Below are 13,057 nucleotides of genomic sequence, written 5' to 3'. Positions count from 1 at the left end.
CTCGGCCCTAGATGTCGAAGTTGATCATGTTGCGCATCACGAGGATGCCGATCGACATCCAGAAGCCGGAAATGCCGAGGATGAGATGGCCGCGCGGATCCTGGAACAGGATCATGATGTAGTCCGGCGAGGTCAGGTAGACGAGGAAGGCGACGATGAACGGCAGGGCGCCGATGATCGCCGCCGAGGCTTTCGCCTCCATCGACAGAGCGTTGACCTTGGCGCGCATCTTGCGGCGCTCGCGCAGGACGCGGGAGAGATTGCCCAGCGCTTCGGAGAGATTGCCGCCCGCCTGGCTCTGGATGGCGATGACGATCGAAAAGAAGTTGACTTCCTGCAGCGGGATATTGGTGAACATGCGGGCGCAGGCCTCCGGCACGCTGAGGCCGACCTGCTGGGATTCGACGACCTTGCGGAATTCCGTCTTCACCGGCTCCTGGCCTTCGGCCGCGATCAGCCGCAGCGCATCCGTCAGCGGAAGGCCGGACTTGATGGAGCGCACCATCACGTCGAGCGAATTGGGAAACTCCTCGAGGAACTTGTTCATGCGGCGCTTGACGAGGAAGCCGACGAGCCAGCGCGGCAGGCCCGCCCCCATGATGAAGGCAACGCCGAGCGAGATGAGAAGCCCCGCGCCGGCCACGAGCGTCAGCACGAAGGCGAAGAGGCCGAAGATCGCGCTGAAGACATAGAATTTGGCGGGCGTGATCGAGAGGCCCGCCTGCATCAGCTTGGCCTTCAGGGTCGTGGCGATGCGCCGCGTCTGCTCCTGCTGCTTCTTTTCGAGGTCCTTCAGGGATTCCTGCACCGACTTGCGGCGCTTGGAGAGTTCCTGCATGCGGTCGCGCGCCGCCTTGGCCTTGTTCTGGTCGGTCTCGGCGGACTGGACGCGGCGGAAGCGGCTTTCGGTCTTTTTCTCCGCCTCGATGCGCGAAAAGAGCACGCCATAGGCAAGGCCGGCGGTGGAGAGCGCCGCCAGCGCGAAGATCGCAACGATGGTGATATCCAGCCCGAACATCCGCGGTATCCCCTGCCCTTACGGCTTTTCCATCGCGTCGAGCGTTGCCGCCAGGCGCCTGTCCTCGTTGAAGTAGCGGGCGCGCTCCCAGAAGTGCGGCTTGCCGATGCCGGTGCCCATATGCTTGCCGATGATGCGGCCGTTGGCGTCCTCGCCCTGCATGTCGAAGCGCATCAGGTCTTGGGTGACGATGACGTCGCCTTCCATGCCGACCACTTCGGTGATGTGGGTGATGCGACGCGAACCGTCGCGCAGGCGCGAAGCCTGGATGATGACGTCGATGGAGCCGGCGATGATCTCGCGCACCGTCTTGGCCGGCAGCGTATAGCCGCCCATGGCGATCATCGATTCCATGCGCGAGAGGCATTCGCGCGGCGTGTTGGCATGGATCGTGCCCATCGAGCCGTCGTGACCCGTGTTCATCGCCTGCAGGAGGTCGAAGACCTCCGGTCCGCGCACTTCGCCGACGATGATACGCTCGGGACGCATGCGCAGGCAGTTCTTGATGAGATCGCGCATGGTGATCTCGCCCTCGCCCTCGATATTCGGCGGGCGGGTTTCGAGACGCACGACATGCGGCTGCTGGAGCTGAAGTTCGGCCGAGTCCTCGCAGGTGATGACCCGCTCGTCCCGGTCGATATAGTTGGTGAGGCAGTTGAGCAGCGTCGTCTTGCCCGAGCCGGTGCCGCCGGAGATGACGAGGTTGCAGCGCACGCGACCGATGATCTGCAGCAGCGCCGCGCCCTCCGGCGTGATCGAGCCGAAGCGGACGAGCTGGTCGAGCGTCAGCTTGTCCTTCTTGAACTTTCGGATGGTGAGCGCGGTGCCGTCGATGGCGAGCGGCGGGGCGATGACGTTGACGCGCGAGCCGTCGGGAAGGCGGGCGTCGCAGATCGGGCTCGATTCGTCGACGCGGCGGCCGACCTGGCTGACGATGCGCTGGCAGATCGAGAGGAGCTGGGCGTTGTCGCGAAAACGGATCTCCGATTCCTGCACCTTGCCGCCCACTTCGATATAGGTCTTGCCGGCGCCGTTGACCATGATGTCGGCAATGTCGTCGCGCGCCAGCAGCGGCTCCAGCGGGCCATAGCCGAGAACGTCGTTGCAGATATCGTCGAGCAGTTCCTCCTGCTCGGAGATCGACATCGCGAAGTTCTTGATCGTGATGATGTCGTTGACGATGTCGCGGATTTCCTCGCGCGCGCTTTCCGTGTCGAGCTTTGCGAGCTGCGACAGGTCGATCGTATCGATCAGCGCGGAGAAGACCTGGCTCTTGGTATCGTAATAGTCTTCCGTGCGCGGCGAGCGGCGGCGGCTGGAGGCGGCGGGCGCGGGGGCCGGAGCCGCCACCGGCGCGGGCGCCGGCTCGAAGACGGGCTGGGCCACGGGCGTGGGCGCGGCCGGCCGTTCGGCCGTCACCGTCGCGGCGGCCGAAGGCGCGGCATGGGGCATCTGGCCCGCTGCGCCGCTCTTGCCGAAACCGTCATTGCCCCGTTTGCCGAACATGCCACGTCATCCAGTCTGTTGCATCGCCCCTTCGGGGCCTACTTGCGTCCGATCAGGCCCAGCATCTTGCCAAGCCCGGCCTTCTTGGGTTTCTTCACCGTCGCGCGGCCCGTCACGAGATGGGCGATCTGCGAGAAGGTTTCCGCGGTCGGCGACTTGCGGTCCATTTCCGCGATCATGCGGCCGCTGTTGGCGGCCGTGCCGAAAAGCTGCGCGTCGAAGGGAATGATCGCGACCGGCTCGATGCCGAGCGGCTCGCAGAAATCCGCCGGGGCGATTTCCGGGCGTTTCGGCAGGCCGACCTGATTGAGGATCAGGTGGGGCTGCTTGTCGTTCGGCCTGAGCTTCTTCAGCGCGTCGAGCATGTTCTTCACGTTGCGCAGGCTCGCAAGGTCCGGCGTCGCCGTGATGATCAGCTCGTCCACCTCGGACAGCAGCGTGCGGGTCCATTCGGACCAGGCATGCGGCACGTCGAGCACCGTCACCGGCGCGCTGCGCTGCAATACTTCGAGGACCGGCTGGAAGGAGCCACGCTCCAGATCGTAGGCGCGATCCAGCATCGAGGGGGCGGCCAGAAGCGAAAGATGCTCCGAGCATTTGGTCAGGAGGCGGTCGAGGAAGACCTCGTCGAGGCGGTCCGGCGCGTAGATCGCCTCGGAAATGCCCTGCGGCGGGTCCTGGTCGAAATCGATATTCGCCGTGCCGTAGGGCAGGTCGAGGTCGGCGAGGATCACCTCGGTCTGGAACAGATTGGAGATATCGAAGGCGCAATTGTGCGCGATGGTCGAGGAACCCGCACCGCCCTTGGCGCCGATGAAGGCAAGCGAGCGGCCGAGAGGCTCGGCCTCCGGGTCGATGAAGATCGCCGCCATGGCGTTCAGCACCTCGGCCATGCCGATCGGGCCGACCATATATTCGGAAATGCCGTTGCGGATGAGATCGCGATAGAGCGCGATGTCGTTGTAGCGGCCGACGATGATGACCTTGGTGGAGGGATCGCAGACCTCGGCGAGCGGCGCGAGCTCGTCCATGATGGCGTGCGGCTCCGCCGAAGTCTCGAGGATCAGGAGGTTCGGCGTCGGCGCGCTGGCGAACATGTTGGCCGCCGCGGCGATGCTTGCACTGGAGATGCGCAGGCTGACCTTCGTCATGCGCCGGTCCTGCCCGCACCGTTCCATGGTGCGCAGCATGGCCTCGCTCTCGCAGAAGGCGTGCACGGAGATGCGCGGCAGCGGGCGCACGGCCTCGAGGTCCGTCGGACGCACGGCCTCGTCCGCCTGATCCTGCGCGGTTTCGCTCGTGAAGGTGTAGTCGACCGTGCTCATCGTCACATTTCCTTCAGTTCGGTATAGGCGCCGCGATAGCGTTCGAGCGCTTCGCCGCGCTGCGTCGCGTCGGCCGGCGTCATGCGGCGCGGGCCGAGAAGGTCGTTCGGATCGGCCATCTGGGCGGCAAGGTTGTTCTGCGTGGCGCAGCCGAAATTGTAGTAGTTCTTGTTCTCGAAGGTATTGATCGTCAGGTCTTCCGGCCATTGGCCGCAAGCCTGCGTCGAGGCCGCGATGGCGAAATAGCTGAGACGGATCGGCGCCGCCTCATCCGGATCGGCGGCGGAATAGCTTTCGATCATGATCTTGCGGGCCGGTATGCCGTGGCGCCCGAGCAGCTTGCGGATCTGCCGGCCGGCGACCGATGTCGCGGCGTCGTTGCGCGCGCCGCGCGGCAGGATGACACGGAACATGCCGGAGGAGTCGGCGGAGTAGCCGGAGGCGAAGCCGGCGATGACCTCGCTCTGGCCGCGGGTCAGCTGGCTGGCGCCGGTGGCGATCGGTATATCGATGGTGCGTTCCTGCTCGCCGACGACGATGGGATGGCGCGTGCGGTAATCATCCGGCAGCGAGCCCGTCGCGCGGCGGTCGGCGCAGCCGGCAAGGGCGACGGCGAGCGCCGCCATGGCGAAGACGGCGACGGCGCGGCCGTTCCGGGTGCGGCCATTCCTGTTGCGGGTGGTGTGCATTTCGTTTGCCATTGGCTGGGTCCGTCCCTTCGTCACGTCGCACCCGATCACTTGTAGATGAAGCCGACGCTACCTTCGTAGCGCTGGGCCGGCAGGCCGTTCTTCCGGCCGTAGAGCTGGTTCACCTGGCCGAGGAAGACGCTTGCCGCGTCATTCGCCGGATTGAAATTGTCGTCCGGCCGAGCCAGCGCGTTCCGGTTGACCGGCTTGACGAGATAGGGCGTGGCGATGATCACCAGTTCCGTCTCGTTGCGCTCGATGGACTTGCTGCGGAACAGCGCGCCGAGGACCGGCACCTTGGAGGCGCCCGGCGTTCCGGAAACGGTCTGCTGGACATCGTCGCGGATGAGACCGGCCAACGCGATGGAGCCGCCGGACGGTAGCTCGACGACGGTCTCGGCGTCGCGGCGGCGGTATTCCGCAGTGTTCGCCCCCGAGACCACCGGTTCCGACACCTTGGTCTGGATGCGCAGGCCGATGCGGCCGGAGGAAAGCACGGTCGGCGTGAAACCGAGCGAAATGCCGTATTGATAGGTCGTCGTCGTGACGCCGCCGTTGCGGTCGGAGATGTAGAACACCTTCTCGCCGCCGGAATTGAAGGTTGCCGACTGGCCGGATACCGCCGTCAGGGTCGGTTCGGCCAGGGTGCGGATCGCCTTGGCCTGCTCAAGCGCGCTCAGGGCCGCCCGGATGCCGAACTTGCCGATATTTCCCGCAACGGTGCCCGACAGGCCGTCCTCCGCAGCATTGAAAACCAGGGTGTCCAGGCTGGAGCCGGATTTGTTGACGCGGCTGAAGGTGTTGTCGAAACCAAGCTGTTTGAGAACCTCGCGGCGGATTTCGGCGACCGTCACCTTCAGCGTGACCTGATCCTCGCCCTCGATCTGCAGCATGTTGACGACCTGGGAGGTCTGGCGCCCTTCGCCGAAGATCGCCGAATCGCCGTTGTTGCCCTGCGAGACCACCGTACGGGTGGTCGCTTCGCCGCCCTTGAGGAAGATCTGCGCGAGATTGACCGCCTGGGTGGCATCCTGCGGCGTGCGCACGGAGCCGGAGAGCACGATATTGTCGGAGATGATCTCGACCTGGATATCGGAATCGGGGATGAAGCGGCGCAGCTGCGTCTGCAGCCCGCTGACATCACGCTCCACATTGAGGTCGATGCTGACGATCTCCTCGCCATTGGGCCCGAAGACGAAGATGTTGGTCTGGCCGACTTCCTTGCCGAAGAGATAGATGCGGCGCGAGGTGCGCGTGACGGCATCCGCCTTGACCGGATCGGCGACGAGGATGTCGTGCGCGTCGGTCGGCAGGTCCACGACGATGGCCTTGTTGAGGCCGAGGCGCACCGACTTGCGCACGCCCGCGCCACTTTCCTGGATGCGGATGATCGACGACGTTGCCGCCTCGGCGACCTGGCCGGGAAGCGGGAGACCGGCAAAGGCCAGGCAGAAGCTCAGCCCGCCCGCGACAGAAGCCCGAAAAATCCTTGTGATTGCAAACACGGGTCAGCTCCTGCTCATTGCTCTGCGGTTGCGGCGGCGGCAGTGGTGCCGTTGACGATCGAACCGGTCTTGATCACCTGGATCTGCGGCCGGCCCGCGCCGCCGCTGAGGAGATAATCGGCTGCCCCGGTATCGGCTTCCTGGGCGTCGGCGACGCTGCGCAGCGCCAGCGACAGGCGCTCGGCCATCTGCTGGGCGACAGCGATCACCTTGGTCTGGTCGGGGGTCAGTTCGAGCGTCGCGGTGGTGCCGACGACCGCCTTCGAACCGTCCGGATTTTCCTGGATCTGCTGGTCGATGGCGAGGACGCGGACGTTCGACAGGATCGTCTCGGTGAGATAGGCGCCCGAATCGCCCTTGCGCACCATGGTCACGTCGACGCGGTCGTTGGGCAGGATGAAGCCGCCGGCGCCGGTCGCGACCGAGATCTCCGTCGCGACGGCCCGCTTTCCGGCGGGAAGCAGCGACGACATGATGCGGCTCGAGGAATCGGCGATCTTCTCCTGACGGATCGGCTCACCGTTGAAGATCGGCATGCGCGCGATGGCGCCCTTGAGCGTCTCGATCGCATCCGGCCGGCTCTTGTCGGTGATGAAGCCTTCGACGACGGAGCCTTCCGGCCAGGCCGCCCAGGCGACGACATCGGGATTGAGCCGCGCGCCGACCGGCAGGCTTTCCTTGGCGACGAGCACGTTGATCGTGGGCTCGCGCTCCACGACGGTCTGCGTCTCGATCACCGAGGGGCCGCCGCGGGCAACCTGCAAGGCAAGAAATCCTGCCACGCCCGCCGAGACGACGGCGACTGCCAGAATGATGATTCGTGCCGGTTTCATGTGGTTTCCCTGAGCTGCGGAGTCTCCTGTCAGCTCACATTGACCGGCAATGGTGTAATTATGGTTAATAAGCGCCTTACGGCTATGGTTAACGGCAGGTTGACGTCGCCCTCAACCGCCGAGCGCGGCGAGCATCAGCGGGGAAGACGGATAGGCCATGAAGGCCCCGATGCCGATGGCGATGCCATAGGGTATCTTCTTCGCCATGACGAGGGAGTCAGGCATAGGCAGGCCGCTGGCGAGAATGGAGTTGGTGTGCGCCCGCAGCGACAGGATAGCCAAGGTCAGGACACCGCCGAGGAATGACACATAGACTAGAAATTCGATTAGCGAAAATGTCAGGCCGAACCACACCGCGCTCGCCGTCAGAAGCTTCGCATCGCCACCACCCATCACATTGAAGGCGAACAGGGCGAAGCATGCCGAAAAGACGATGGCACCGGCTGCAAGATGCATCGCGATCTCTGTCATACCGAGACCGACGAGGGGAGCCACAATGAAAAACGATGCAAGAAGGATTGCAGACACCCGGTTTGGAATGAGCATCGTGAGGAAATCTGAACAGGCGGCAACTGCCAGGCAAAGCGGGAAAACCACAAAGATGATCGCCTGAGTCATGATGATCTCCATTTTGAAGCAGAATGCATCTGGCAGGTTTCAGGAAAGATAATCCTGAAAACAGAAAGCCGCCTTTGCATGAAAGGCGGCTTTCTCATCAAGCAAGTTTCATTTAGTTGGTGGGGGCGGTCTTGGTCGTACCGTCCGCGCCGATGTTCATTTTCTTCGACAGGCCCGTGAACTGGTTATTCAGCGAGCCGCCAAGCGCGCTGGCGCCGGCGATGAGGGCGACGGAAATCAGGGCGGCGATCAGGCCGTATTCGATGGCGGTTGCGCCAGACTCGTCCTTCATAAGGCGAGCGAAAATCTTGGTCATGGTATTCTCCTAGCTCCACGATGTTGGTTCAGCACGTCCGCCAACTGTTTCCGTTGTTCGGATGACTGCAACCTACAGGCAGGCCATTTCCATCGACTTAAGGAGTTGGGTTACCGAAACCTTAAGAAGAGGTCGCTGGATTTAGGGTTAACAACGCGTAAAACGCCGGTATTTGCACGCTCTTTCGCCGCTTCGGCCGTTTTCGCCGCAAGAACGCGCCCTGAGCGCCAGGGTTGAATCGAGAATGCCAGACTTCCGCTTAAACCTTCATTCACCATTCTTGGCGATGCTGTGGGCGTTTCTTTATCGGGATGACTGTTTATGGGACGCGACCGGACCTTCGCTGCGGGTGCAGCAACGCTTGCGACGACCGCCTTCGTGTTGCTGTCGGCGGCCGCCGATGCGGCGGCGCAGGAGCAATTCCTGCGCGTCTATATGGATCACGCCCGTGTCCTGCGGCTCGATCGTCCGGTCAGCAAGGTCATCGTCGGAAATGCGGCGGTGGCGGACGCGACCGTCGCCGACGCCCAGACCATCGTGCTCACCGGCCGCAACTTCGGGACCACCAATCTCGTGCTGCTCGATGCGGACGGCAACGCCATCGTCGACGAGCGCGTCCTCGTATCGATCGACGAGGGCAATACGGTGCGCGTCTTCCGCCAGACGGACCGCTCCGTCCTCTCCTGCACGCCCAATTGCGAGCAGCATGCCAGCAAGACGGCCGGCAGCAACTGAGCCGCAGTCCCGCTTCGGGCGTCCTGATGCGGGAAACCGGTCGAATCTTCACGGCCGCACACACGAAATATAAAGGGTCTGCCGCCTAGTCTGGCCTTCTAGATCCTTGGGAACCGCTCGCGATGTCGCTCGATCATGACACAGCCCCCCGGCGGCGGCCGGTTAAGGGCCTGTTCCGACGCCTCCTCCGGCGCCGCGACGGCGCGACGGCGATCGAGTTCGCGATCCTCGCCATTCCCTTCTTCGTCATCGTCTTCGCCTCGATCGAGACCTTCGTGGCCTTCATGGGCGACCAGCTGCTTGCCAACGCCACCGACACGATGGCGCGCAAGATCCGCACCGGCGAGATCCGCGCCGCCTCGGCCGCCACGAACGCCACGACGGAGGCGCAGTTCCGCACGGCGTTCTGCGAAGAGATCAAGATTTTGATGCCCTGCTCGGCGACGGAGGTGGCAAAGCCGGACAAGCTGTTCCTCGACGTGCGCCATTTCGACAAATATTCCGATATTCCGTCCACCGTGCCGCTCGTCGACGGCGATCTCAGCACCAAGGACTTCAAGTTCGATCCCGGCGGCAAGAAGACGATCAACATCGTCCGCGCCTATTATCGCTGGGACGTCATAACCGATCTCGTCCGCCCGATCCTGTCCAACATCCGCGCCGCCGACGGCTCGCGGCAGAACTACCTGATGGTGGCGACCGTCATCATGCAGAGCGAGGACTATCCGTGATGGGCAAGACCATGGCGACGTCCGGATCGGGATCGGGCCTCCTTCGGCACCTGCGCCGCTTTGTGGACGACCGCCGCGGCGTCGGCGCCATCGAATTCGCCATCGTCGCGCCGCTGCTCCTCATGACCTATATCGGCGCCTTCGAGATCACCGTCGCGGTGACGATGTCGCGCAAGATCAGCCGCGCCTCGAGCACCGTTTCCGACCTCCTGACCCGGACAGAGACGACGAACAAGACCACGCTGGATTCGATGAAGGACGTCACGAAGAACATCGTCGCGCCCTTCTCGCAGGACGGTTACTCGCTGAAGATCACCGGCATCGCTATCGACAGCAGCGGCAAGGCGACCGTCGCCTGGTCGCGCGACCAGGCATCCGCGGTTCCCTATGCCAAGGGAACGCCGGTGACCCTTCCCACCGAGATGGACGCGAAGGGCACCTTCATCGTGCGCACGGAATTCTCGGTGCCGCATACGCTCTTCCTGATGGCGCCGGGGCTCGCTTCGAACATCAACAAGATCAATCTCTCCAAGACGAGCTATTTCCGCCAGCGCACCGGCACGGCAATCGCCTGCGGCGATTGCTGACGCGCCTCCCCGCGACGGATTTTCCTTGAACGCCGCTCGGCGGGCATGCCATGTCAGACAGTCCAGCCGCCGTGCAAGCGGGCGGCGCGAACGATCGACGGGTGACATATGGCGCGGGCTTTTCTCTTCGTTCTCGATTCCTTCGGCATCGGCGGCGGACCGGATGCGGCGGCCTTCGGCGATCTCGGCGCCAACACGCTCGGCCATATCGCCGAGTTCTGCGCGGCGGGGGCCGCCGACCGGCCGGGGCTGAGACAGGGGCCGCTCCACCTTCCCAACATGTCGGCACTCGGGCTGCTGCATGCGGCGCGCGCGGCGACCGGCTTCTTTCCGTCGGGCATGGACGTGCCGCCGCGCGTCTTCGGCTATCACGGCGCGGCCAGCGAGGTTTCCAACGGCAAGGACACGCCGTCCGGCCACTGGGAGATCGCCGGCACGCCGGTCACCTTCGACTGGGGCTACTTCCCGGCGGAGGGCGACGCCTTCGAGCCCGAGCTCGTCGAAGCGATATGCGCCGCCGGCAAGGTATCCGGCATCCTCGGCAATTGCCACGCCTCGGGCACGGACATCATCGCCAGGCATGGCCTGGAGCACCGGCGCACCGGCAAGCCCATCTGCTACACCTCCTCCGATTCGGTCTTCCAGATCGCCGCGCATGAGGGCTCGTTCGGCCTCGACCGGCTGCTGGCCTTCTGCGAGACGGTGCGCGGGATCCTCGACGCACGGCCGGGCGGACGCATCGGCCGGGTCATCGCCCGGCCCTTCATCGGCGAGACGCCGGAGACCTTCGAGCGTACCGGCAACCGCCGCGACTATTCCGTGCTGCCGCCGGAGCCGACCCTGCTCGACCGGCTGACGGAAGCCGGCCGCACGGTGCACGCCGTCGGCAAGATCGGCGACATCTTCGCCCACCAGGGCATCGGCACGCTGGCCAAGGCGAACGGCAACATGGCGCTGTTCGACGCGACGCTCCGCGTGATGGACGAGGCGAAGGACGGCGACCTCGTCTTCACCAATTTCGTCGATTTCGACATGCTCTATGGCCACAGGCGGGACGTGGCCGGCTATGCGGCGGCGCTGGAGGCCTTCGACCGGCGCCTGCCGGAAGTGGACCGCAAGCTGAAGCCCGGCGATATCGTCATCCTCACCGCCGACCATGGCTGCGACCCGACCTGGCGCGGCACCGACCATACGCGCGAGCGCGTCCCGATCATGAGCTTCGGCCCGGGCATCCGCTCACGCCTCCTCGAAACCCGCACGACCTTCGCCGATATCGGCGAAAGCATCGCCCGGCATCTCGGTATCGCGCCCGGCCCGCATGGAAGGAGCTTCCTGTGACCAAAGCCATGCCCAAGGCGGAGCTGCACTGCCATATCGAGGGCGCGACGCCCCCTGCCCTCGCGCTCTCGCAGGCGCGGCGCTATGGCATCGACACGTCCGGCTTCATCCGTGACGGCGAATATGCCTGGCAGGATTTCACGAGCTTCGTCGCCAGCTACGACGCGACCGCCAATCTCTTCCGCACGGAGGAGGATTACGCGCTGCTCGCCGAAACCTATCTCACGGAGATCGCCGGAGCCGGGGCCATCTACAGCGAGCTTATCGTCTCGCCGGACCAGGGCGACGCCGTCGGCATCGGGGCGGACGCCTATATAGCCGGCCTTGCCGAGGGCGCGGAGCGGGCGAAGACAAAGACGGGCATCGAGACGCGGCTCCTTATCGTCGGCATCCGCCATTTCGGGCCGGAGCGGGTGGTCAGGGCCGCCGAATATGCCGCGCGCCGGCCGCATCCGCTGGTCACCGGCTTCAATCTCGCCGGCGAGGAGCGCATGCACCGGGTCGCCGACTTCACCCGCGCCTTCGACATCGCCCGAGACGCCGGCCTCGGCATAACCATCCATGCGGGCGAGCTTTCCGGCGCCTTCAGCGTGCGCGACGCGCTCGACCATGTCCGCCCCTCGCGCATCAGCCATGGCGTGCGCGCCATCGAGGATGCGGCGCTGGTGAAGCGGCTGGCCGACGAGGGCGTGGTGCTGGAGGTCTGCCCCGGCTCGAATGTCGCGCTCGGCGTCTTTGCCGATTTCCGGAGCCATCCCTTGCGGGCGCTGCACGAGGCGGGCGTGCGCGTCACGCTCAATTCCGACGACCCGCCCTTCTTCCACACCTCGCTTGCCCGCGAATACGAGGTCGCCTCGACGATCATGGGTTTCAGCGACGCGGATATCCTCGGCATGACGCGGACCGCCATCGAGGCGGCCTTCGTCGACGAGACGACCCGGCAGAGGCTTCTTTCCGCGCTTTGAGGCGCAAGCGGGCTGGGGATGTTGCCTCCAGCCGGCTCTCTTCTCTTGCAGGTTCCGGCCGTTCCGTGGAAAAAGAAGGCATCACTTACTTTCGGAAGGTTGGCCATGGACGGCGTCACAGTCATCGATCACCCGCTCGTGCAGCACAAGCTGACCATCATGCGCAAGAAGGAAACCTCGACCGGCAGCTTCCGCCGCCTGCTGCGCGAAATCTCCACGCTGCTCTGCTACGAGGTCACACGCGATCTGGAACTCACCACGGCACGCATCGAAACGCCGCTGGAGGAGATCGACGCTCCCGTGCTGGAAGGCAAGAAGCTGGTCTTCGCCTCGATCCTGCGCGCCGGCAACGGCCTGCTGGAAGGCATGCTGGAGCTGGTGCCCTCGGCCCGCGTCTCGCATATCGGCGTCTACCGCGATCACGAGACTCTGGAGGCGGTCGAATATTTCTTCAAGGCGCCCGACAGCATCGACGAGCGCCTCGTCATCGTCGTCGACCCGATGCTGGCGACCGGCAACTCTGCCATCGCCGCCATCGACACGCTGAAGAGCCGCGGCGCGACGAATATCCGCTTCCTCTGCCTGCTGGCCGCGCCGGAAGGCATCAGGAGCTTCCGCGCGCATCATCCGGACGTGCCGGTCTATACCGCCTCCATCGACCGCCAGCTCAACGAGAAGGGCTATATCGTGCCCGGCCTCGGCGATGCCGGCGACCGGATGTACGGCACGAAATAGGCGCATCCACCGGCCGGCCTGAAGGCCGCGTCATCTCGATTGCGAAACAGGCGGGGGAAACCCCGCCTTTTCTTTTGCCCTTGCCCACCGGGCGGGCTTGACGAGCGTTTCGTCAAAATGCCCACTTTAAACGATTGATAGCGTAGGCAGAGAATT

Annotated in this window: 14 protein-coding genes; 6 read left to right on the top strand and 8 right to left on the bottom strand. The window is 64.6% G+C overall.

The window, feature by feature from the left end; genetic code table 11:
• Window positions 1–7: 7 nt before the first annotated feature.
• The 8 genes from ACZ48C_RS00200 to ACZ48C_RS00165 form a co-directional block, all read right to left on the bottom strand.
• Entirely contained in the window at window positions 8–1,018 is a 1,011-nt protein-coding gene (locus ACZ48C_RS00200) for a type II secretion system F family protein (RefSeq protein ID WP_119257343.1), read from the bottom strand.
• Window positions 1,019–1,036: 18 nt separating this feature from the next.
• Window positions 1,037–2,524, bottom strand: a complete 1,488-nt coding sequence (locus ACZ48C_RS00195; protein WP_454630488.1) for a CpaF family protein — start codon at window positions 2,522–2,524, stop codon at window positions 1,037–1,039.
• Between the two features lie 38 nt (window positions 2,525–2,562).
• On the bottom strand, window positions 2,563–3,849 hold the full coding sequence (locus ACZ48C_RS00190; protein WP_119257341.1) for an AAA family ATPase: 1,287 nt from the start codon (window positions 3,847–3,849) through the stop codon (window positions 2,563–2,565).
• A gap of 2 nt (window positions 3,850–3,851) precedes the next feature.
• On the bottom strand, window positions 3,852–4,538 hold the full coding sequence (locus ACZ48C_RS00185) for a CpaD family pilus assembly protein (protein WP_464782824.1): 687 nt from the start codon (window positions 4,536–4,538) through the stop codon (window positions 3,852–3,854).
• Window positions 4,539–4,585: 47 nt separating this feature from the next.
• Entirely contained in the window at window positions 4,586–6,043 is a 1,458-nt protein-coding gene (locus ACZ48C_RS00180; RefSeq protein ID WP_119257339.1) for a type II and III secretion system protein family protein, read from the bottom strand.
• 14 nt (window positions 6,044–6,057) lie between these two features.
• On the bottom strand, window positions 6,058–6,876 hold the full coding sequence (cpaB, locus tag ACZ48C_RS00175; protein WP_119257338.1) for a Flp pilus assembly protein CpaB: 819 nt from the start codon (window positions 6,874–6,876) through the stop codon (window positions 6,058–6,060).
• Window positions 6,877–6,987: 111 nt separating this feature from the next.
• Window positions 6,988–7,494: an A24 family peptidase gene (locus ACZ48C_RS00170; RefSeq protein WP_119257495.1), complete on the bottom strand. Its 507-nt coding sequence runs from the start codon at window positions 7,492–7,494 to the stop codon at window positions 6,988–6,990.
• A gap of 112 nt (window positions 7,495–7,606) precedes the next feature.
• Window positions 7,607–7,810, bottom strand: coding sequence for a Flp family type IVb pilin (locus ACZ48C_RS00165; protein ID WP_119257337.1), 204 nt, complete (start codon window positions 7,808–7,810; stop codon window positions 7,607–7,609).
• 321 nt (window positions 7,811–8,131) lie between these two features.
• Between ACZ48C_RS00165 and ACZ48C_RS00160 the strand changes: the two genes are divergently transcribed.
• The 6 genes from ACZ48C_RS00160 (at window position 8,132) to upp (ending at window position 12,901) form a co-directional block, all read left to right on the top strand.
• The gene (locus tag ACZ48C_RS00160; RefSeq protein ID WP_119257336.1) at window positions 8,132–8,545 is read left to right on the top strand and encodes a pilus assembly protein N-terminal domain-containing protein; all 414 of its coding nucleotides are present in this window, start codon (window positions 8,132–8,134) and stop codon (window positions 8,543–8,545) included.
• Window positions 8,546–8,667: 122 nt separating this feature from the next.
• Window positions 8,668–9,276 carry a TadE/TadG family type IV pilus assembly protein gene (locus tag ACZ48C_RS00155; RefSeq protein ID WP_119257335.1) on the top strand — a complete coding sequence of 203 codons (609 nt, stop codon included), beginning with the start codon at window positions 8,668–8,670 and terminating at the stop codon, window positions 9,274–9,276.
• Window positions 9,276–9,863 (top strand): TadE/TadG family type IV pilus assembly protein, encoded by a 588-nt coding sequence (locus ACZ48C_RS00150; protein ID WP_245424850.1) that lies wholly within the window; start codon window positions 9,276–9,278, stop codon window positions 9,861–9,863. The genes ACZ48C_RS00155 and ACZ48C_RS00150 overlap by 1 nt, the downstream gene beginning before the upstream one ends.
• A gap of 108 nt (window positions 9,864–9,971) precedes the next feature.
• Window positions 9,972–11,201: a phosphopentomutase gene (locus ACZ48C_RS00145; RefSeq protein ID WP_464781815.1), complete on the top strand. Its 1,230-nt coding sequence runs from the start codon at window positions 9,972–9,974 to the stop codon at window positions 11,199–11,201.
• 8 nt (window positions 11,202–11,209) lie between these two features.
• Window positions 11,210–12,166, top strand: coding sequence for an adenosine deaminase (locus ACZ48C_RS00140; RefSeq protein ID WP_464782823.1), 957 nt, complete (start codon window positions 11,210–11,212; stop codon window positions 12,164–12,166).
• A gap of 105 nt (window positions 12,167–12,271) precedes the next feature.
• Window positions 12,272–12,901: a uracil phosphoribosyltransferase gene (gene upp, locus ACZ48C_RS00135; RefSeq protein ID WP_064332141.1), complete on the top strand. Its 630-nt coding sequence runs from the start codon at window positions 12,272–12,274 to the stop codon at window positions 12,899–12,901.
• The last annotated feature ends 156 nt before the right edge of the window (window positions 12,902–13,057 follow it).

This window comes from Shinella sp. 1A1 (genome assembly GCF_055379515.1).
Note: the sequence above shows the minus strand (reverse complement) of the source record. Positions and strands in the feature narration are given on the sequence as shown.